This is a genomic window from Microcella alkaliphila, assembly GCF_004216855.1.
Taxonomy (GTDB): Bacteria; Actinomycetota; Actinomycetes; order Actinomycetales; family Microbacteriaceae; genus Microcella; species Microcella alkaliphila.
Genome location: NZ_SGXT01000016.1, coordinates 42,118 through 63,097 on the forward strand (window position 1 = coordinate 42,118; position 20,980 = coordinate 63,097).

Here is a 20,980-nt window from a genome sequence, read left to right on the forward strand (position 1 = left end):
ACCGCCCTGAACCCGCGCCTCAGGCGCCGCCTTGAGGCACTGCCGCCGTTTGTGCGGCAAGGCGCTCTGGGATGCGCAGCGGAGGCTCTGTGGCTGCCGTCACCTCCTCAACGCTCACGCCCGGCGCCACCTCCACCAATTCGAGTCCGGCATCCGTGACGTCAATGACGCAGAGGTCCGTGATGATGCGGTCAACGACGCCGCGGCCGGTGAGCGGCAGCGAGCACTCGGTCACGATCTTGGGCGAGCCGTCTTTCGCGACGTGTTCCATCAAGACGACGACGCGCCCTGCGCCGTGCACCAGATCCATGGCTCCCCCGGGCCCTTTGACCATCTTTCCCGGGATCATCCAGTTCGCGAGGTCCCCCTTTTCGGAGACCTGCATGGCCCCGAGGATCGCCGCGTCGATCTTGCCGCCGCGGATCATGCCGAAGCTCGTCGCCGAGTCGAAGAAGGCGGAGCCCGGAAGCACGGTCACCGTTTCCTTGCCGGCGTTGATGAGGTCGGGATCGACCGCGTCGTCCGTCGGGTAAGGGCCGACGCCGAGGATGCCGTTCTCACTCTGCAAGACGACGGTCACGCCGTCTGGCACATAGTTGGGAACGAGGGTCGGCAAACCAATACCGAGATTCACGTACGCGCCGTCGGTGAGCTCCCTGGCGGCGCGCGCCGCCATTTCTGTGCGGGACAGTGCCATGATCAGCTCCCCTCTCCTGAACGCACTGTTCGTCGCTCGATGCGCTTCTCGATGTCCGAACCCACCTCGACGACTCGGTCGATGAAGACGCCGGGGAGGTGAACCATGTCGGGATCGAGCTCGCCCGGTTCGACGAGCCGCTCGACCTGCGCGATGGCCACCCGACCCGCCATCGCCGCGAGCGGAGAGAAGTTGCGGGCCGACCGGGAGAACACGAGGTTGCCGTGGCGGTCGCCGAGCGCCGCGTGGACGAGCGAGAAGTCGGTGGTAATCGCCTCCTCCAGGACGAACTCGCGATCCTCTCCGCGCACCGCGAAGGTCGCGACGGGCTTGGCCGGTGACGCGACAGCCACCGTCCCGTCCGAGTTGTAGCGTCGCGGGAGGCCGCCCTCCGCGACCTGCGTTCCAACGCCGGTCTGGGTGTAGAACGCCGCGATCCCCGAGCCACCCGAACGCAGCTTCTCCGCCAGCGTTCCCTGGGGTGTGAGCTCGACCTCGAGTTCGCCGGACAGAAACTGCCGCTCGAACTCCTTGTTCTCTCCGACGTACGACGACGTCATCTTGGCAATGCGCCCCGCCGCCAGCAGAATGCCGAGACCCCAGTCGTCGACCCCGCAGTTGTTGCTCACGATCTTCAGTTCGCGTGCGCCCTGCGCGAGCAACGCCTCGATCAGCAGCATCGGATTGCCGCACAGTCCGAAGCCACCCACCGCGAGGCTCGCGCCGTCGGGTATGTCGGCGACGGCGTCGGCAGGACTGCCGACCGTCTTGTCGATCGTCATCGTTCGTCTCCTTGTGGGATGGCACGACGAGTCGGCGCGGAGTCGGCGCTGACTCGGTCCCTGGTCGGGATACGCCCAAACTAGCGCGAGCGCGCCGCTAAGGTCGAAGACACTCACCCTCCCCACGAACGGAGTTCTCATGAGCGACAACGCAGTCGTCATCATCGCCGCCGCCCGCACCCCACAGGGCCGCGTCCGCGGAAGCCTTGCCCGCCTTTCCGCCGTCGACCTCGGGATCCACGCCGCCCGCGCGGCGCTGGAGCGCAGCGGTGTGCCCGCCGAGGCGATCCAGGCCGCCATCATGGGCCAGGTATTGCCCGCCGGCTGCGGCCAGAACCCTTCGCGCCAGGTCGCATTGGGCGCAGGCCTTGCGCCCTCGGTGGCAACCTCGAGCGTGAACTCGGTGTGCCTTTCGGGCGCGCGGGCGATCGCCGACGCGGCGCGACTCGTGCGCCTCGGCGATGCCGATGCGGTCCTCGCCGGCGGCATGGAGTCGATGACCAACGCGCCGCACCTGCTGCCGGGCGTGCGCATGGGCTGGGTCTACGGCACGCAGAGCGCGCTCGACCATGCCGCGTATGACGGTCTCACCGACGCGGTCGACGCAATCTCGATGGGGGAAAGCACCGAACGTCACGTCGGACGCCTCGGCATCAGCCGCACCGAGCAAGACGAGGTCGCTGCGGCCTCACATCAGCGGGCGGCGGCCGCTGCCGATGACGGCCGACTCGCCCACGAAATCGCTGCTATCGAGATCGCAAACCGACGGGGCGCCACCACCGTCGACAGCGACGAGGGGGTGCGGCCCGACAGCACGGCGGAAACGCTCGGCGGCCTCCGGCCCGCCTTCACCGTCGACGGCACCATCACCGCGGGCAACGCGTCACCGCTGAGCGACGGCGCCGCGGCGGTTGTCGTCGCGCGAGAGGACTGGGCCCGCGAGCAGGGTGCGATGATCCTCGCGCGCGTCGTCGGCTGGGGCGAAGTCGCCGGCCCCGACAATTCTCTGCACAGCCAGCCGTCGCGGGCCATCACGGCCGCCCTCGACCGGGTCGGCTGGAGCGTCGACAGCCTCGACCACATCGAGATCAACGAGGCGTTCGCGGCCGTCTCGATCCAGTCGACCCGCGACCTGGGCGTCGACCCGGCGATCGTGAACCCCGACGGCGGCGCGATCGCCCTCGGGCACCCCGTCGGAGCATCCGGGGCACGCCTCGTGGCGCACGCCGCACACGCGGTCCACGCGGGCCGTGCGCGCCGCGCCGCCATCTCGCTGTGCGGGGGCGGCGGGCAAGGGCAGTCGCTGCTGCTCGAGGCGGTCTAGGAACACCCGAGAGTGCCGGGGCGCGCACGCGCGTCTCGGCACTACGGGGTGAAGAGCCTCACCGGGTTCACGATGTCGGCGTAGATCAACAGCGCACTCATGACGCCGAGCACGATAACGACGCCAAGGGTGATCGGTACGAGGCGTGCCGTGTCGAGCGGGCCCGGGTCGGGGCGGCCGAACAACTTCGCGAAGAAGCGGCGGAGCTTCTCGAACAGCGCACCAGCAACGTGGCCACCGTCCAGCGGCAGCAGCGGGATCAGGTTGAAGACGAACAGGGCGACGTTCAGAGCGGCGAGAACGCCGACGAGCGCCGACACCCGCTCCACCACGGGAATCGTGTCGAGGCTCGCGATCTCCCCGGCGATACGGCCGACGCCCACAACGCTGATCGGGCCGTTCGGGTCACGTTCGGCAGGCCCGAACGCGGCCTCGGCGACATCGATCATGCGCTGCGGCAGCGTCGCGATGATGCGCACGACGGCCTCGATGTTGTCACCGACCGCCGGCAACACCTCGCTTGCGGGCTGCTGAACCGTCTCGTACGCCGGGGCGATGCCGGCGAAGCCGACCTCCTCGGTGAGCGGCTGACCGTCAGGGCCGTCGATGAGCCGGCCACGATCATCCAGAACGTAGCGTTCGGTGAGGAGAGGCGTGAGACGAAGACTGACCTCCTCGCCGTCGCGCTCCACGATGACGGGAATCGTGCGGCCGGCGGCGGGGCGGATGGCGGCCGAGATGTCGTCCCACTCGGCGATGGCCCGGCCGTCAATCGCGAGCACGCGGTCGCCGGGAAGCAGCCCCGCCTCGTTGCCGGGGGCCACGGGCGTGTCGGGGCCGCACTCCTGCACGGCGCTCGTGGCGGGAACCACACACTCGTTGATGCTGCCGAGCGTGGTCGACGGTTGCGCAATGCCGAAGCCCATGAGCAAGACCGCGTAGAGCACGACCGCGATCACGAGGTTCATGAACGGGCCGCCGAGCATGATGATGATCCGTTTCCACACCGGGAGCAGGTAGAAGCTGCGGTGCTCTTCCCCCGGGGAAATCGTGTCAGCCGACGCCGAACGCGCGTCTTGTACGAGCGTCTGGAAGAAGCCCGTCGTGGAATACCGCCCCTTCGACCCGGCGGCCGGTGGGTACATTCCGGCCATCGAGATGTAACCGCCGAGCGGGATCCACTTGAAGCCGTACTCGGTCTCGCCACGCCGCGTCGACCAGATCGTCTTACCGAAGCCGATCATGAACTGCCGGACGCGCACGCCAAACGCCTTGGCGGGCACAAAGTGGCCCAGCTCGTGCAGCGCAATCGAGACCACCAGCCCGACAACGACGACGAGGATGCCGACGATGTACAGCAGGACGGATTCCACGGGCACAGAGTAACCGGGTCTAGCATTGCGTCTCATGACCGCCACGTCCGCAGGGACCAGCGGCCTCGACCTCGCGCCGGGCCGAATCGTCGGCGACCGCTATCGCGTCGACCGACTCATCGGCCGCGGGGGCATGTCGAGCGTCTTTGCCGCCACCGATACGCAACTCGGGCGCGAGGTCGCGCTCAAGGTGTTTCGCGCGGAGCTGGCCGCGGGCGACGGGATGCGCCGGCACCGAGACGAGGTCGACCTCCTGGCGGGCCTCAACCACCCCGCCCTCGTAACCCTGTTCGACGCCGTCGACGGGGTGCCAGCCCCCGGAGGCGCAGCCCTCGTGCTCGAGCTCGTCGACGGCGACGATCTCGGGCGCATGATCTCGCGCGGCCGGCTCCCCCACGATCAGGTGGCCGTCATCGGGGCCACGATCGCGGAGGCGCTCGCGCACATCCACGCCCGCGGCATCATCCACCGCGACGTCAAGCCCGGCAACATCCTGGTCCCGGCGACCGCGGAGGGCGAAACCGCCCCCCGCGCGAAGCTCGTCGACTTCGGCATCGCGCGCCTCGTCGACGCCGACGGGCAGACCGGAACCGGCGCCGTGCTCGGCACCGTGCACTACTTGAGCCCCGAACAGGCCCTCGGTTCCGCCGTCGAGCCGCCGAGCGACATCTACTCGCTCGCTCTCGTGCTGCTCGAAGCACTCACGGGGCGCCGCGCGTTCGATGCCGCCGGCGTGGAAGCCGCTGCAGCGCGCGTGACGCGCGACCCCGCCATCCCCCACGACATGCACGTCGGGTGGGGGTCGTTGCTTGGCCGCATGTCGGCGCGCGACCCCGACGATCGACCCACGGCGCTCGAGGTCGCCGACGAGCTGAGAGGGCTCGCCGACGTCCCAGCGCTGCCCGAGATCGACGATGACAGTGCGGCAACCGTCGCCACCCCGGTATCGGCGCCCGCCAGCACCGCCGAGGTCGCCATCGATGATGAGGCGACGGGGGCGATGCCCGAGCCCACCCGGATCCTGCCCCCGGTCGAGCAGCGGACGACCGGGGTGATCGGCGGGGCGGGCCGCACCGAGTCTGCGGCACGCGCAGCCGATGCGACCCGACCGCACGAGTCGCGTCGGCCCTTCGGCCTCCGTGGGCGGCTTGCCCGCGTCGTCCTCGGTGCCGCCGCGGCGATCGCGGTCGTCTCCCTTGGGGTCGCCGGCGTGGCCCTCGCGACCTCACTCACGGCGGGAAACTCGTCGGTCAAGCCCGCGGTCGAGTATCCGAGTGTGCCCGGGGAACTCGGCGACAACCTCGAACGACTGCAGCGGAGCGTGACCCCGTGAGGCTCACCGTGCTCCTGGCGCGGTCGACCGCGCTGGCCGTCGCCGCGGGACTCATCGTATCGGGCTGTGCAGGCGGCGCGTCCTACGACGACGACACCGCGCGTGATCTTCAACAACAGACGCTTGCGGTGACCACAGCCGCCGCCGACGGCGACTGGAATGCCGCGGCCATGCGCCTGATGGCCCTTGAGGCAGACGCGCGCGACGCGCACGCCCGCGGGCTCGTCTCGACGGAGCGGCTAGACAGCATCATCGCCGCCATCGCCCTTGTCGCGGCGAGCGTGGAGGCCGAACGCGTGGCGGCCGAGCACGCCGAGGCTGAACGCGCCGAGCGTGAGGCAAGCGAGCAGGCCGCGCGCGAGCAAGCCGCACGCGAGCAGGCGGAGCGCGAGCAAGCCGAGCGCGAGGCTACTGAGGGCGGCGGTAACGGCGGCGGACCCGGCAGCGACAACGGGGGCCCTCCCGGCAACCCGGGCAACGGTCGCGGCGGCCGGGGCAACCGCGACTAAGCCGCGGCGATCACCGCGTCGGCCGCGCGGCGAGCCCAGGCCTCTGCCTCGAGCACGCCCTCGAGCGTCATCGGGTTCGCCTCGTGCCGATCGATGACGTCGCGCACGGTGTCGAGGATCGCGAGGTAGCCAATGCGTCCGTCATGGAATGCGTGAACGGCTTGCTCATTCGCGGCGTTGAACACGGCAGGGAAAGTCGCGCCCGCAGCCCCCACCTGCTTCGCCAGCTCGACCGCCGGGAATGCCCGGGAGTCCAGCGGTTCGAACGTCCACGTGCTCGCCGTCGTCCAGTCGAGCGGCGCCCCGACACCGGCGACACGGTGCGGCCAGTCGAGCCCGAGCGAGATCGGCAGCCGCATGTCGGGCGGCGAGCACTGCGCGATCGTCGACCCGTCGACGAATTCGACCATGGAGTGCACGATCGACTGCGGGTGCACCGTGACGTCGATGCGGTCGTACGGCACCTCGAACAGCAGGTTCGCCTCGATGACCTCGAGGCCCTTGTTCACGAGCGTCGAGGAGTTCGTCGTGATGACGCGGCCCATGTCCCACGTCGGGTGGGCGAGCGCCTCCGCCGGGGTGACCCCCTCAAGCGACGCGCGCGAGCGCCCGCGGAACGGACCCCCGCTTGCTGTCAAGACGAGGCGCCGCACTTCGTGCGCGACGCCGGCGAGCAGCGCCTGGGCGATGGCCGAATGCTCACTGTCGACGGGCACGATCTGACCGGGATGCGCGAGCTCGGTCACGAGGGAACCTCCGACGATCAGGCTCTCCTTGTTCGCCAGCGCGAGGGTACGACCGGCGGTCAGCGCGGCGAGCGTCGGGGCGAGCCCCACCGAGCCGGTGATGCCGTTCAGCACCACGTCGCAGTCGACCGTCTCGACGAGTCGGGCCGCCTCCTCCGCGCCGAGCGCGACGTGCTGCACGCCGAAGCGACGAGCCTGCTCCTCCACCAATTCACGGTTGCGACCGGCAGCGAGGCCGACCACGCGGAATCGGTCAGGGTTCGCCTCCACCACCTCGAGGGCTTGCACCCCGATGGAGCCGGTGGAGCCGAGAATGATCACGTCGCGCATAGTGACCATCCTGCCGCCTCGATCAGCCAGCGAAGCCCAAAATGTCGACGACGAATACGATCGTGTCTTCCGCCCCGATCGAGCCGTCAGGGGTTCCGCCCTGCGGGCCGTAGCCGAGCTCGGGCGGGATGATCGCGACGATCTGCGAACCCACGGTCGAGCCGACCAGGGCGTCACGGAAGCCCGGGATCACGCCTCCGGTCGGGAAGGAGGCGGGCTGCCCGCGCTCCCAGCTCGAGTCGAAGACCTCGCCGGTGTTCCAGTTGATCCCCGTGTAGTGCACCGTCACGGTCGCGCCGTCGGGAACAACGTCACCGTCACCGAGGATCAGCGTCGCCTCCCCGTACCCGGCGGGGGGCTCAACGTCGGGAATGGTGATCGTCGGCACGCCACTCTCGGCGAGTTCCACGATGGGGAAGTCGGCGGGGGCTTCCTGCGGCTCACCCTCAGCGCGAGCGAGCGGCTCGGGCGCGATGCGCACAATGTCGGCAATGAAGACCAGAGACTGCGAGGCCTCCAGCCCGAACTCGGGCGCGCCGGCCTCGCCGAAGGCGTCGACCGGGGGGATCACGCCGACGATGCGGCTGCCCTCGGTGGCACACGCGATCGTCTTCGACAGCCCGCTGAGCACGGGAGCGAGCGAGTCGACGCGCAGCTGAACAGACGTTCCCTGATCGTATGTCGACTCGATCTCCTCGGCGGTCGCGCCGTTGATGATCGAGTAGTTCAGATCGACGATGTCTCCCTCGTCGATCTCGGCCCCGTCCCCCTCGGAGACGATGGTGCGTTCGGTCGTGTCGGGGCTCAGCGGGCCGTCGAACTCGTAGACCGGCTTTTGCCCGTAGTCGCCGTCGATCGCGACCGCGTCGCTAGCGGCGCCGGCTACCGCGCAGGATCCGTCTGCGGTATCGCGCTCGTTGCTCGTCGACTCCCCCGACGGCGTGCACGCGGCGAGCCCGACGAGGAGCCCGGCCGCGATGAGGCTAGAAAATACGGTGGAATGGCGCACAGGAAGTCCTTCGGCGTCGATGCGAACGGAAGGGCCCAGTCTGCCACCTGTCGCGTTGGAGTCGGCTCCACGCCCCATCCCCCCTCAGCCGCGGCGGATCAATCAGGCTCCACGCGCGCAGACGTCAGTCGCGGATGACCGTGCGCGCCTCGTGGCGAACGGGGAACGACACCGAGTTGGCGATGAAACACAGTTCGGCCGCCCGCTCGTGCAAGCGGTGAGCGAGCTCCGTGTCGCCGCCGGCGGCGAGGGTGACGACCGGCCGGAGGACTGCCTCCGTGAGCGCCCCTCCCCCGTCCGCGCGCGTCTCGAGTGTTCCAGAAGCCGCATCGACGTAGTCGACGACGATGACGCCGGCGTCGGCGGCGACGTGCAGGTAGCTCAGCATGTGGCACTGGGCGAGGGCCCCGATGAGCAACTCCTCCGGATTCCAGCGATCGGCGTCGCCGTGAAAGGTGCGGTCGGCCGAGCCGTCGATGGCGTGGCGTTTGCCGTCCGCCCTGATCGCGTGGTCTCGCCCGTATGAGCGGTACGAGGACGTGCCCTCACCGCGATTGCCGCTCCAGGTGACGGTGACGGCGTAGCCGTGCTCGCGCATGTGCGTCTCCCTCTCGTCGCCGCATCGCGGCGCTACGCTCGATTTCACCATGAACTCGACCCCGTCCGCCGCCCCCGCACCCTTGAGCGTCGACGGAAGCGTCGAACTCGCGCACCTCCACCGCTCGGGCCTCATCGAGTCCCGCCACATTGGCACTGCCGCGGTCGTCACGGCGGACGGCGAGCGGCTGCGCACGCTCGGCGACGTGGACGCGACCGTCTTCCCGCGCTCGACGCTGAAACCCCTGCAGACGCTCGCCCTGATCGAATCGGGTGCGGAGTTCGCCGACGATGAGCTGGTGCTCGCGACGGCAAGCCACTGCGGTTCGCCCCGCCACCTGGCCGTCGTCGAGCGCATGCTCGCCGCCGACGGCCGTACTGCCGCCGACCTGCAGTGCCCGGCCGACTGGCCGCTCGGCTCAGCCGAGCGGGCTGCGTACCGGGCGAACGGTGGCGAGCGCAGCCGACTCGCGATGAACTGCTCGGGGAAGCACGCCGGCTTCCTGCGCGCCGGCGACGCCCTCGGAGACGGCGATCCGTCTCGCTACCTGGACCCCGAGCATCCCGTACAGCGCTGCATCGTCGACAGCATCGAAGGGATGCTCGGTGAGCGCATCCGCGCCACCGGCGTCGACGGGTGCGGCGCCCCGCTGCACGCCACGTCGCTCGCCGCATTGGCGCGGGCCACGGCCCGCGTGGCGGCGGGGACAACGCCGGCAGCGCAGCGGCTCATGGCGGCCGTCATCGCCGAGCCGTGGGCCATCGACGGTGAGGGTCGGGCGAACACCCGCGTCATAGAAACCCTCGGCGCGATCGCGAAGATCGGCGCGGAGGGGCTCGTCGTGATCGGCCTCCCGAGCGGCGTCGGCGTCGCGGTGAAGATCCTGGACGGGTCGATGCGTGCCACCACTCCGGTGGCGCTTGAGCTTCTTGCCGCGACAGGTCAGGTCGACGTCGACACCGTCGCGGCGTTTCGGGCCGAACTTGAGGAGCCCGTGCGAGGCGGTGACGCCGTCGTCGGCGGGCTGCGCGTCACCGTGTAGTGCACGCGCAACCCGCCGGGGCGACTAGAGCTTCGCCAGTCGACGGCGGCGCGCGGCCGCCGTGAACTGCGACACCAGCACGAACAGGATCGCGAGGAGGAACACCGCCGACGCGATGACGTTTGCCTCCGGCGGGATACCGCGGGCGGCCGCCGTGTAGACGAAGCTCGGGAAGGTGACCTCGGCGCCACGGTTGAAGTTCGTGATGATGAAGTCGTCGAAGCTGAGCGCGAACGACAGCAGCGCTGCGGCGATGATGCCCGGCAACAGGAGCGGGAAGGTGATGCGCCAGAACACCTGCTGCGGCGAGCCGTAGAGGTCACGCCCGGCTTCCTCCAGCGCAGGGTCGAGACTCGCGACGCGGGCCCGCACCGTAACGATGACGAAGCTGATGCAGAACAGGGCGTGGGCGATGATCACCGTTCCGAGGCCCTTCGGCACGCCAGCCTGCAGGAACTGCGCGGCGAGGCCGGCACCGAGAACCACCTCGGGCGTCGTCAGCGGCAAGAAGATCAGCAGTGTCGTGGTGTTGCGGAACCGGAAGCGGTACCGCACGAGCGCGATCGCGATCATCGTTCCGAGCACCGTGGCGATGAAGGTCGCCACGACGGCGATCAGAATGGAGTTACCAAAGGCCCGGCACACGTCTTGCGCCGCACATACGTTGAGCCAGTTGTCGAGCGTGAAGCCGCGCCAGATGATGTTCGTGCGCCGTGCGTCGTTGAACGAGAAGATGATCGTGTAGACGATCGGGATCATCAGGAAGACGAGCGCCATCCCCGAGTAGACCCAGATGGTGTACTTGCCGAAGCCTCTCACAGCAGGTCCTCCGTTCCGCTGCGCTTCACGTAGATGCCCACCAGCACGAGGATGACGGCCATCAGCACAATGGACAGCGCCGCCGCCGCGGGATAGTTCTGCAGCACGAGGAAGTTCGCCTCGATCACCGTTCCGATCATCGCCGTCTCGGTCGAGCCGAGGAAGTCGCGGGACGCGTTGATGTAGTCACCCGACGCCGGGATGAACGTCAACAGCGTTCCCGAGATCACGCCGGGCGCCGCCAACGGCAGCGTCACCGTGCGGAACGTCGTGGCGGGGCTCGCGTACAGGTCGCCTCCCGCCTCCACGAGTCGGAGGTCGAGCCTTTCGAGGGTCGCGTAGATCGGCAGCGTCATGAAGGGGATGAAATTGTAGGTGAGACCGAAGACCACCGAGAACGCGGTTCCCGTGATCGACTGCCCTGGCCCGAGGATCCCGATCATCGAAAAGAACCCGGCGACGGGCCCCTCGATCGCGAAGATCTGCTTCCACGCCAGGGTGCGCAGCAGGAACGAGATGAAGAACGGGGCGATGACGAGAACTAGACACAGCGCCTGCAGCAGCGGGAAGCGCCGCAGTGTGATGCCGATGAAGTACGCCAGCGGGAAACCGATCAACAGCGCGAAGAGACTGGCGAGCGCGGCATAGCCGAAGGAGCGCAGGGTCTGCGTGCCGTAGGTCTCGAGCACGAAGACGTAGTTCTCCCAGCGCAACGCCTGGCGGTACTCACCAAAGAAGCCGCCGGGAACGGGCTCTTGGAGGCTCGTCAGTAGGAGCGAGAGCAGGGGCGTGACGAAGAACAGAACGAGGAAGATGACACCCGGCAAGAGCAAGAGCAGGGCGACCGGCGATCGTTTCTGGATCGACGCGTCGGCCTTCTGCTCCGTCGGGGTGAACGCGGAGAAGGCCATGGGCTAGCCCTCCTCGAGTTCCGCCTTGAGCTGCGCGCGCTTGCGCGTCGCAATGGACGTCGTAGGCGTGTCGTCGACGAAGCGCGGGGCGTCGTGTTCGACGTCGCCTTCGTCGGCGAGCCCGAACGAGTGCTCGACGCTCCAGGTGAGCCAGACCTCATCGCCGTCGTGGTGCATGCGCGAGATGCTCGTGTTCTGCTCGAACACGGAGATCGGTCCGTGACCGGCGATCGTCACCTCATACTGGGTGCTCACGCCGCTGAACGACACGTCGCTGATGCGTCCGGGGCCCACCACGTTGACGCCGGCAGCTTCGGCAGGCTTCGTGCTGGTCAGCGACACCTTCTCAGGACGTACACCCACCGTGACGAGGCCGGACTGGCGTTCCGCCCGAGGCTTCGGCACCGTGATGCGCGCTCCCGCCGAGTCGACGGTGATGCTGTCGGCGTTCGACGACACCACCTGCCCCGTGAAGAGGTTCGACTGGCCGAGGAAGGTCGCGACGAACGCGGTCCGTGGCAGCTCGTACAGCTCCTGGGGTGCACCCATTTGCTCGATCTGGCCCTTGTTCATGACCGCGACCGTGTCGGCCATGGTCATGGCCTCCTCCTGGTCGTGGGTCACGTGCAGGAAGGTCAGACCGACCTCCGACTGGATGTCCTTCAGCTCGATCTGCATTTGACGCCGCAGCTTGAGGTCGAGCGCACCGAGAGGCTCGTCGAGCAACAGTAGCGCCGGTCGGTTGACGACCGCGCGTGCCAACGCGACGCGCTGCTGCTGCCCTCCGGACAGTTGCGAGGGTCGGCGCGCCGAGACGTGGTCGAGTTCGACCAGCTGCAGGGCCTCGTGCGCGAGCCTCGTGGCGTCTTTCACCCCGCGACGCTTCAAGCCGAACGCGACGTTCTCGAGGATCGTCATGTGCGGGAAGAGGGCGTAGCTCTGGAACACCGTGTTGACCGGGCGCTGGAACGCCTTCGTCCGCGTGACGTCCTTGCCGCCGATGAGGATGCGGCCGGCAGTCGGCTCCTCGAGGCCCGCGATGAGCCGGAGCGTCGTCGTCTTGCCGCAGCCCGATGGGCCAAGCAGGGCGAAGAACGATCCGGCAGGAATCGTGAGATCGAGGTCGTCGATTGCCGTGAATCCGGGGAATCGCTTGGAGATGCCGACCAGTTCGAGGTCGGCACCTGCCTCAGCGAAATCCCCGCGCGAAACAGCGCTGTTTGTCACCGCGGTGTGCTCCTTGGGGTGGTAGATCGGCTGGTGCTACGCGGCTAGGCGCCGAGCAGCACCGACTGGAATGCTGCCTGGTACTCGTTCTCTTCCTGACCGGTCAGGCCGCGGAAGATCCGGGTGTTCGCCAGCGTTTCGTCGCTCGGGAAGATGAGCTCGTTCTCGGCGAGTTCGGGGTCGATCGCCTCCATCGCCTCACGGGCTCCCTCGACCGGTGTGATGTAGTTCACCCATGCCGCGACCTCGGCCGCAACCTCCGGCTCGTAGTAGTAGTTGATCAGCGTTTCAGCATTGGTCTTGCGCGGTGAACCGATCGGGATGAGGAAGTTGTCAGCCCACAGGGTTCCGCCTGCCTCCGGGATCACAAACTTCCACTTTTCATACCCCGCCTCGAAGTTCAACAGCGTAATGTCGCCCGACCAGGCGATCGCGGCCAGAGTGTCCTCATTGACGAGGTCTTCCGTGTACGCGTTGCCGCGGACGTTGCGAATCTGACCGCCCGTGACCTGCTCGCGGAAGATGTCAAGCGCCGCATTGAAGTCGTCTGCGCTGAAGTCGCCAGAAATGTCGACGCCGTTATTCATGAGAATGAGACCCATGGTGTCGCGCATCTCGGAGAGCACACCCACGCGGCCACGGAGCTCGGGCGCCCAGAGGTCATCGACCGAGCGAAGCTCACCCACCTGCTCTGTGTTCCAGGCGATACCCGCGAAACCACCCTGCCACGGAATGGAGAAACGGCGGCCCGGGTCGAACTCGGGGTTACGAAGGTCTTCGGACAGGTTTGCGGCGTTCGGGATGTTGTCGTAGTTCAACTCCTGCGTGTAGCCGAGCTGAATCCAACGGCTCACCATCCAGTCGGTGAGGCACACCGTGTCGGCGCCGATGTCTTGACCGAGAGCGAGCTGGTCACGCACCGTGGCGTAGTACGAGTTGTTGTCGTCAACGGTGATGTTGTAGGTGACCGAGATGCCCGTCTGCTCTTGGAAAGCCTCGAGTGTCGGGTAGTTGCCGTTGTCATCTTCATCGATGTAGAAGGGCCAGTTCGCCCAGTTGAGCGTCGGGTCCGACTCGGAACGGTCCTCGGCGGGCTGCAACTCACTGCCGCCACCGGCACAAGCCGCAAGAGCGAGTGCCGTTGCGGATGCGCCGGTACCGGCGAGCATCGTGCGACGGGTCACCTGCCCGCGGCGTGCGTGCGCGATCAGGCTGCGGACCATCGGGTCTTCGGGAAGCGGACGATTCATGGCGCTGCTCCTTTGGTCGTTCAGGTACGTCTCTGTCCTGGCGGCTGTGGTGTCTTTGATACTGACACACGGACGACGCGTACCGCACCCCACAGCGCTCGATTCGTCCATTCTGAAACATAAATTTCACGAAATCAGCACATCCAGGCGAAAAAGAGTGCGGAATCCATCGTGAATCGGCGCTACAGTGGTGCCGCAGCGCAGTGGGGCGCGGCGCAACAGCGCGCGCCCTCGCGCCGAAACGTCCCGATCCAAGGAGTTCCGATGAGAATCGCCGTCCCCGCCGAGGTCAAGAACAACGAGTTCCGCGTGGCCATTACGCCGTCCGGTGTGCACGACCTTGTTGCCAACGGGCACGAGGTGCTGGTGCAGGCTGGCGCCGGAGCGGGATCGTCCATCCCCGACGAGGCGTACGTGGCCCAGGGCGCCCGCATCGTGCCCGACGCGGCCACGGCGTGGGGCGAGGCCGAGCTTCTGCTCAAGGTGAAGGAGCCGATCGCGTCGGAATACGGCTACTTCCGCGACGATCTCCTGCTGTTCACCTACCTGCACCTCGCCGCGGAGGAGGCACTCACTCACGCACTCTTGGATGCACGGGTCACCGCGATCGCGTACGAGACGGTCCAGCTGCCCTCGCGCGCCCTGCCCCTGCTCGCCCCGATGAGTGAGGTGGCTGGTCGGCTGTCGGTCATCGTTGGCGCGAACGCGATGATGCGGCCCAACGGGGGCCAGGGGCTGTTGGTACCGGGAGTCCCCGGCACGCACCCCGCGAACGTCGTGGTGCTGGGCGGTGGTGTCGCAGGCACGAACGCGGTCGCGATGGCCGTGGGACTGGGCGCGGACGTGACCGTGCTCGACACGAACCTCCAGCGTCTGCGTGAGCTCGATGCCCTGTATGCCGGCCGCGTGAAGACGATCGCGTCGAACGGCTACGAGATCGACAAGGCCGTTGTCGCCGCCGATCTCGTGATCGGATCGGTGCTCGTGCCGGGAGCCAAGGCTCCGAAGCTCGTGAGCAACGAGCTCGTCTCCCGTATGAAGCCCGGAAGCGTGCTCGTCGACATCGCTGTCGACCAGGGCGGATGTTTCGCCGACACCCGACCCACGACGCACGCCGAACCGACGTTCACGGTGCACGAGAGCATCTTCTACTGCGTTGCCAACATGCCGGGCGCCGTTCCGGCGACGTCAACCTACGCACTGACGAACGCGACTCTGCCGTATGTGCGGGCGATCGCCAACAATGGCTGGCGGGCGGCCCTGGCGGCCGATCCTGCACTCGCGCTCGGACTAAACACGCATGAGGGGCGCGCGACCAACGCCGCGGTGGGTGAGGCGCACGGGCTCGAGTCTGTGGCTCTCGCGAGCGTCCTCGCCTAGCACCCGACGTCAGTGCGCAACATCGCTCGAGGGCGGTGACCAGCGTGCCCGCAGAACCTCGGGGGTCGAGCCGCCTCCCGGCTCGATCACCCACAGGTCACGCTGGTCGATCGGCGGCGGCTGAATGCGCGCGCTGACCAGTGCCCGCAGGTCGCTCATGTCGCAGCCGTCGAACGCGATGACGGCCTCGCGACGCGCGTGCGAGAGTGCCGCCCAGTCGCGTTGCCAGTCATCAGGATGACCGACGCAGGCGAGGGTGCCATCCCGGACATCGTGCCGGCTGGCGGCGTCGACGAACGCCGCAAGCGGCACCCCTCGCACCGGACGGGGGCAGGATGCTCGTAACGCCTCGAGGGAGCGGTCCGGGTTCGCCGAGACCACCGCGATGACGGGCTCGGACCCCACAGTCCGGATGCGGGGCACGAGCGCCGGCGGGAGCGACTGCGTCGGCTGGACGACCTGAACGGGCTGCCCGCGCCACCACCCGCGCCCGGCGGGAGCACGGTCATTGTGCTCACCGCGCGGGGCGCCGGAGGCGTGGTGGTCGTCATGATCAAGGGCGCGCAGCTGCAGGCGCGCGCCGAAGCGTCCGGCAAGGAGACGGCCGGCGCTTGAGGCGGTGCCCACGGCGACGGCGGCGCCGCCGCCCCGCCGGTGGAGGGCACGCAGGGCGGCGTCCAATTGGGTGAGAAGCTGCGTCGCGTGCTCGGGCGACTCGGCGTCGATCAGGTCGGCCAGCCCGTCCACCAGCAGCAGCTGCGGCTGGCTCGACGCCGCCGAACCGGTGGCGATGTCCGTGAGGACCTGATGCGCATCGGCGAGGCTGTGCGGCAAGAGCGTTGCCTTCCAGCCGACCTGCCTGGCTTCCGCGGCGAGCTGCGCCAGCGCGGTCGTTCGACCGCTCCCCGAACACCCGAGGATCGCCAGCGCGCCGTCGCGGCGCGGATGCCAGCTCGCCGCGCTCCACCGCTGGGCGGCGACGTCATCGATCAGGCCGACGAGCAGGCCCCCCTCGGCCCGGGAGTGGCGCCACCCATCGACCACTTCCGGCTGCGTCGGAGACAGCTCCGACGGCAATACCGGCGCCCAGGGCGGATCTGCGCGTGCCGACGAGGCCGCACTCGCCACCGCGGCGATGTCCGCGGGTGTGACGAGACCGATCTGGGCGGCGAGCAACTGCTCACTCGTGCGAATCACCGCACGACCGCGTGGCGCGGCGGCGACGGACGGGGCGTCGCCGCCCAGCAGTGCGCGAGCATCGGCGGCATCCGTGGTGCGGAACAGGACGCGGATGGCGCAGTTGACCGCCACGGTGTCGTGCACCACCCCGCTCGGACGCTGCGTACACAACACGAGGTGGATGCCGAGCGAGCGGCCTCGCGCCGACAGGTCGGAGAACACCGCCTGCAAGGCGGGATGTGTCGCCACGAGCGCGGCGTACTCGTCGACGACGATCAACAGGCGGGACAGCCCCGAGGCGAGCTGAGCGATGTCGCGGACGCGCTCGCGTGCCAGCACACGCTCTCGACGCTCGATCTCCGCCTGAAGACTCGTGAGCGCACGCGTCGCGAGCACCGCGTCCAGATCCGTGATGACGCCGACCGTCGAGGGCAGCTCGGCGAGGTCCTGGAAGGTGGCCCCGCCCTTGAAGTCGACGTACAGCACCGACCACGCACCCGGGTCCGCTGCCGCCGACAGGGCGAGTGCGCGGAGGAATTCGCTCTTGCCGCTTCCGGTGGCGCCCCCGACGAGCACGTGCGGGCCGTCGGTGATGAGGTCGAGTGTGACGGTGCCGGCCGCTCCGAGTCCGACGGCGAGACCCGGGGTCGACTGGCCATCGCGGGCCGCTGCCCACTCACAGCGCTCGGGCAGCGCGGCAGCTCGAGCGCGGGCGTTCCTCGCCTCTTCGTCGGCGAGGTACGACACGACCGCGTCGGCTGCGACGCGCTCGCCGCCCGGAAGCACGATGTCGAGGCGCGCGAGCCCGGACACCGAGATGGTCGTCCGAGCGCGCCCGTCGGACGGCGACCCGTCCGGCACCGCGTGGTCACCGAGTCGTGCGCGGAGGCGCTCGGCGATGAAGCCGGACCCGTGCACCTCGACCGGGCCCGGCGGGACGCGGACGGGAAGGCGCGGGTTGCGCGCGGCACGGGCGTGCAGGGCGCGCAAGCGCTCCCGCACGGATTGCTCGGGATGGGCATCCACTGTCGGGGCGCTCCCGGCGATCGTGCTTGCGCCCGGCGCCGCTCCGACGACGGAGCCGCCGTCACCCGGCGGTGTCGCGAACGCGCGTTCCGTCTCGTCGCGGTGCGCACGCTCGATCGCGTGTTCCGTTGCCGCGCATTCGAACGCGAAGCGCTGGTCCTCCTCACGCGCGTGTCGACGCGCTGCCCGGCGGGACTCGAGAGCGCTCGCGACCGCGATGATGGGGCTAAGTGCGGCGAAAACAAGCACATACGGCGATCGAATGATGGCCCCGATGACGACCGCCGCGATCAGGGGCGCGATCACCGCGATCACCGGAAACGGGGCGCGCGGGGACGCTCGGGGCGGCTCGGGATACGTGATCGTCACCGGCACACTGCACCACGGCGTCGCCGCGGCCGCCGCCGGCGACCTCACGACGAGGGCACAGCTGTCGCGACCGCGGGGGTGGGGAGGAGCGATCAGCCGAGGATCATGAACTGGTCGCCCATGTCCACGCGGGTGCCGCGCGCGATGTGATACCGCCTGCCGGGCTCGCAGTAGCGCGGCAACTGGCCGGGTTCGCGCAACACCGTGCCGTTGCCGGAGTGTCGGTCGCTCACCCAGAACACGCCATCGTCGTGCCCGAATTCGAGGTGCGTCTTCGACATCGAACGGGTGGGATCGCTCACGATCACGATGTGATCGATCGCCTCCCCCGGCTCGGGCCGCGGGTTGCGGCCGAGAAGCCCCGTTCCGATCACCGACACGCTCTCGCCCGTGCTGAACTGCAAAACGAAGCGCACCGGCTCAGCCCGTACCATGGGCTCGGGTTCCGGCTCCGGCTCCGGCTCTGGTTCAGGCTCAGGGTCAGGCTCAGGGTCAGGCTCAGGCTCAGGCTCAGGCTCAGGGTCAGGGTCAGGGTCAGGCTCAGGCTCCGGCTCCGGCTCCGGCACCGGCTCACCAACGATCGCCGGCGGAGGGGCATCGATCGGTGCGCCCAGCCGCGTCCCACACTCGCCACAGTAGCGGTCGCCCGGGAAGGGGACCGTGGCGCATACGGGACACGGTGCCGGAGAGGCGGGCGGCGCGCTCACGCCCACGGAGCGTCCGCAGCGACCGCAGAATTGCGCGACCGGGGGCAGCGCCGCCCCGCAGTGCTCGCACGTCATCCGCGTTCCTTCCGTCGCCGTTGCCTGCCGCCTCGGTCAGAATAGCGGCGCAGCGAACGCGTGGATACGGCGGCGCGCAGGCGCTCCCGACGGGTGGCCGAGTCGCGGAAGGTCCGGCGCACCGCATCGACGGCGCTCCACACTCTGGCTGCCTCGTCCGGGTTGGGTTCGTCGGGGGCGTAGACCGCGCGATCGGCGACTCGTGCGAGCACGAGCACGGAGGGCGCCCCGATGGCCGCGGCGCGCTCACGCCGCGTCCCCGTCGGGGGCACGGCGATGCCGCGATCGGTCGCGTCGTCGACCACCTGCATCCACCCGGCCAGGATGCGCGTGGCGGGGTCGCGCGCGTGACGGCGCCGGCGACGGCGACGCGCCTTCATCGCCAGAATCGCGAGGACCGGTGTGAGACCGAGCAGGATCAGCCCGAGGACCGCGCCGCCGATCTGCAGGGCGAGAAGGAGCAGAGGGTCGAGCCCCGTGGCATCATCGCGCTCATCGAGGTCAACGTCGGGCGGCGCCTGTTCGTCGGGCGGGGGCGCGTCTTCGAGGGGAGGTTGCACGGCGGGCTGTGGCCGTGTGATCGGCGTCGTCTCGTCAGAATCGGGCGGCGGCACCTCGCGGCGCGGCGGCACCACGTCGACGGCCACCCAACCGCGTTCGACCGTCGACACCTCGATCCACGCGGTCAGGTCTCGCTCGCGGAACGCCGCGGGGTCCACCGGCGGTTCACCGCGGTCATCGCGCACACCTTCGATGAAGCCGAGTACGACGCGCGAGGGGAATCCGATCTCCCGAGCGGCCAGCGCGGCGAGGGCTGCATACTGTTCCGCGTCTCCGACCATCGGGGTCGCCGTGACCAGCTCGTCAAGGCGATCGATGGAGTGCCCCGGCCTGCTCGGCGCCTCGTCGTCGTCGGTTCCGTGTGACAAGAAACCGTCCGTTTGCAGCCGCTCAACGACGGCCGCGAGCCTCGCTCCCTCCCCCTCGATCGCCTGGATGGTGGGGCTCAGCCAGTCACGCAGCTCGTCGGGCACGCTCACGATCGCGGGAACCGCGGCGGCGCCCGGCGACACGGTCGACAGGTCCACCTCCTCGACAGGCGCCGGGATGACGTCGAGCCGATAGCGCAAACCCGCGGGAGCGCCGCCCACGAGGACTGCGCTGTCGGTCACCGCGTTGTAGACCACGCGGTCGCGCACCGCCGGCGCATCCTCACCACGGATCGTCACGTCGACGAGCTGGCCAGTGGACGGCAGCCACGGCCCGAACGCCCTACCGAGGGAGAGCTCGACGGCGGCGACACTGGCCCCCTCCGGAACGTCTCGCCGGGCGGGCACCCGCACGAATCGGCCGGAGGCGCTGTCGACGCTGTCGCTGCCCACCGCGAAGACGACCCCGTCGTAACTGTCCAGGACGGCGACGCGCACCCGCTCCCCGTCGGGCAGCCCCTCAGCGGTAAGCGCGATGCCGTCGGCTCGCTCCGGCTGAAACGACGCGCGATACGCGGCCAGCGGGCTGGGAGTCGCGAAAGGGTCGAACGGTTGATCGACGACGGTGCGGATGACTGTCCGCTCATCCGGCGGCGGGATGAGAGCAATAAGGCCTGCGCCCGCTCCTCCCGCGACCAGCACCACCATCACGGCCGAGGCGAACTGGCGTACCGCGCCCCCGCGCCCCCGGTCGACGCTGCCAATGAGCGCGTCGGTGCGGCGGTGCCGACGCCACACCGCGAGCCAGAGCAGGAGGACCAGCAGTAAGGCCAGGGTGGTGCTGATCGGCCACACGACGCTTTCCGGCCCGAAGGCGAGAACGAGGGGATAGCCGATGGCGGGAATGGCCACGGCCGTTGCCGGACGGCGGGCGCGCAACGCCACGGCGACGGTCGCCGCACTCCCGACGAGCAGGCTGACGAGCGCTGGCACGAGGAGCGACTGATAGGTGCCGACGGGAAGGTCGATGGTGACGAGTCTCGTCCAGCCGAGCGCGACGGCAGAGATCAACTCCAGCAGTCCCTCGGGCTCGGGGAGGACGCCGTAAAGCGCCCGGGAGGGAACCGCGAGCGGAACACCCACCACGACCAGTGCGGCCGTGACCGCGAGCATCAGCCCCCAGGCCGGCCAGCGGAGCGCCGTCGCGACCACCGCGAGCGCGCAGCCGAGCGGGATGGCGACGGCGGCCACCACCACGAAGCCGAGGTCGCGGTACACGGGCCACCAGGCGAACGCGATCGCGGCCCACGCCGCCATCGTGAACAGCAGGACACTCGCAAGGATGGCGGGCCGCGGGAGCACAGA

General features: G+C 69.2%; 18 protein-coding genes and 1 pseudogene. 5 read left to right on the plus strand and 14 right to left on the minus strand.

The genetic code is table 11. The features are described 5' to 3' along the window. Positions 1-19: 19 nt before the first annotated feature. Positions 20-697, minus strand: a complete 678-nt coding sequence (locus EV140_RS08915; protein ID WP_198674408.1) for a CoA transferase subunit B — start codon at positions 695-697, stop codon at positions 20-22. Positions 698-699: 2 nt separating this feature from the next. Then, positions 700-1,479: a CoA transferase subunit A gene (locus EV140_RS08920; protein ID WP_130283143.1), complete on the minus strand. Its 780-nt coding sequence runs from the start codon at positions 1,477-1,479 to the stop codon at positions 700-702. A gap of 139 nt (positions 1,480-1,618) precedes the next feature. Here EV140_RS08920 and EV140_RS08925 point away from each other — a divergent pair, with 139 nt between their 5' ends. Then, the gene (locus EV140_RS08925; protein ID WP_130283145.1) at positions 1,619-2,803 is read left to right on the plus strand and encodes an acetyl-CoA C-acyltransferase; all 1,185 of its coding nucleotides are present in this window, start codon (positions 1,619-1,621) and stop codon (positions 2,801-2,803) included. 41 nt (positions 2,804-2,844) lie between these two features. Here EV140_RS08925 and EV140_RS08930 read toward each other — a convergent pair whose 3' ends face one another. Then, complete coding sequence (locus tag EV140_RS08930) at positions 2,845-4,176, minus strand: M50 family metallopeptidase (RefSeq protein ID WP_241971395.1); 1,332 nt, start codon at positions 4,174-4,176, stop codon at positions 2,845-2,847. 34 nt (positions 4,177-4,210) lie between these two features. Between EV140_RS08930 and EV140_RS08935 the strand changes: the two genes are divergently transcribed. Continuing rightward, positions 4,211-5,509 (plus strand): serine/threonine-protein kinase, encoded by a 1,299-nt coding sequence (locus tag EV140_RS08935; protein ID WP_130283149.1) that lies wholly within the window; start codon positions 4,211-4,213, stop codon positions 5,507-5,509. After that, positions 5,506-6,018 carry a hypothetical protein gene (locus tag EV140_RS13360; RefSeq protein ID WP_198674409.1) on the plus strand — a complete coding sequence of 171 codons (513 nt, stop codon included), beginning with the start codon at positions 5,506-5,508 and terminating at the stop codon, positions 6,016-6,018. Before EV140_RS08935 ends, EV140_RS13360 begins: the two co-directional genes overlap by 4 nt. Here EV140_RS13360 and dxr read toward each other — a convergent pair. From dxr to EV140_RS08955, 3 genes are all read right to left on the minus strand, one after another. Further along, positions 6,015-7,094, minus strand: coding sequence for a 1-deoxy-D-xylulose-5-phosphate reductoisomerase (gene dxr, locus EV140_RS08945; protein WP_130283151.1), 1,080 nt, complete (start codon positions 7,092-7,094; stop codon positions 6,015-6,017). The genes EV140_RS13360 and dxr overlap by 4 nt on opposite strands. A 22-nt stretch (positions 7,095-7,116) precedes the next feature. Further along, positions 7,117-8,103, minus strand: a complete 987-nt coding sequence (locus EV140_RS08950; RefSeq protein ID WP_198674410.1) for an FKBP-type peptidyl-prolyl cis-trans isomerase — start codon at positions 8,101-8,103, stop codon at positions 7,117-7,119. 124 nt (positions 8,104-8,227) lie between these two features. Next, positions 8,228-8,701 (minus strand): OsmC family protein, encoded by a 474-nt coding sequence (locus tag EV140_RS08955; protein WP_130283155.1) that lies wholly within the window; start codon positions 8,699-8,701, stop codon positions 8,228-8,230. Positions 8,702-8,750: 49 nt separating this feature from the next. Between EV140_RS08955 and EV140_RS08960 the strand changes: the two genes are divergently transcribed. Next, complete coding sequence (locus EV140_RS08960) at positions 8,751-9,743, plus strand: asparaginase (protein WP_130283157.1); 993 nt, start codon at positions 8,751-8,753, stop codon at positions 9,741-9,743. 24 nt (positions 9,744-9,767) lie between these two features. Here EV140_RS08960 and EV140_RS08965 read toward each other — a convergent pair whose 3' ends face one another. From EV140_RS08965 to EV140_RS08980, 4 genes are read right to left on the minus strand one after another with little or no spacing between them, the layout of a single operon-like run. Further along, positions 9,768-10,520, minus strand: a complete 753-nt coding sequence (locus tag EV140_RS08965; protein WP_422386119.1) for an ABC transporter permease — start codon at positions 10,518-10,520, stop codon at positions 9,768-9,770. Positions 10,521-10,558: 38 nt separating this feature from the next. Further along, positions 10,559-11,473, minus strand: coding sequence for an ABC transporter permease (locus EV140_RS08970; RefSeq protein WP_130283159.1), 915 nt, complete (start codon positions 11,471-11,473; stop codon positions 10,559-10,561). A 3-nt stretch (positions 11,474-11,476) separates the two neighbouring features. Continuing rightward, positions 11,477-12,700 carry an ABC transporter ATP-binding protein gene (locus tag EV140_RS08975; RefSeq protein ID WP_130283161.1) on the minus strand — a complete coding sequence of 408 codons (1,224 nt, stop codon included), beginning with the start codon at positions 12,698-12,700 and terminating at the stop codon, positions 11,477-11,479. A gap of 44 nt (positions 12,701-12,744) precedes the next feature. Further along, entirely contained in the window at positions 12,745-13,950 is a 1,206-nt protein-coding gene (locus tag EV140_RS08980) for an ABC transporter substrate-binding protein (protein WP_130283163.1), read from the minus strand. Positions 13,951-14,214: 264 nt separating this feature from the next. Here EV140_RS08980 and ald point away from each other — a divergent pair, with 264 nt between their 5' ends. After that, positions 14,215-15,330, plus strand: coding sequence for an alanine dehydrogenase (ald, locus tag EV140_RS08985; protein WP_130283165.1), 1,116 nt, complete (start codon positions 14,215-14,217; stop codon positions 15,328-15,330). 9 nt (positions 15,331-15,339) lie between these two features. Here the strand turns inward: ald and EV140_RS08990 are convergent, their stop codons facing one another. From EV140_RS08990 to EV140_RS09000, 4 genes and pseudogenes are all read right to left on the minus strand, one after another. Then, positions 15,340-17,904 carry an FtsK/SpoIIIE domain-containing protein gene (locus EV140_RS08990; RefSeq protein ID WP_130283167.1) on the minus strand — a complete coding sequence of 855 codons (2,565 nt, stop codon included), beginning with the start codon at positions 17,902-17,904 and terminating at the stop codon, positions 15,340-15,342. Positions 17,905-17,996: 92 nt separating this feature from the next. Next, positions 17,997-18,320, minus strand: a complete 324-nt coding sequence (locus tag EV140_RS13520) for an FHA domain-containing protein (RefSeq protein WP_241971397.1) — start codon at positions 18,318-18,320, stop codon at positions 17,997-17,999. A 216-nt stretch (positions 18,321-18,536) separates the two neighbouring features. Beyond that, positions 18,537-18,686 (minus strand): annotated as a pseudogene (locus EV140_RS13640) (double zinc ribbon domain-containing protein); the annotation flags it as partial. Then, the gene (locus tag EV140_RS09000) at positions 18,683-20,977 is read right to left on the minus strand and encodes a transglutaminaseTgpA domain-containing protein (RefSeq protein WP_130283171.1); all 2,295 of its coding nucleotides are present in this window, start codon (positions 20,975-20,977) and stop codon (positions 18,683-18,685) included. The pseudogene EV140_RS13640 and the gene EV140_RS09000, both read right to left, overlap by 4 nt. Positions 20,978-20,980 lie beyond the last annotated feature (3 nt).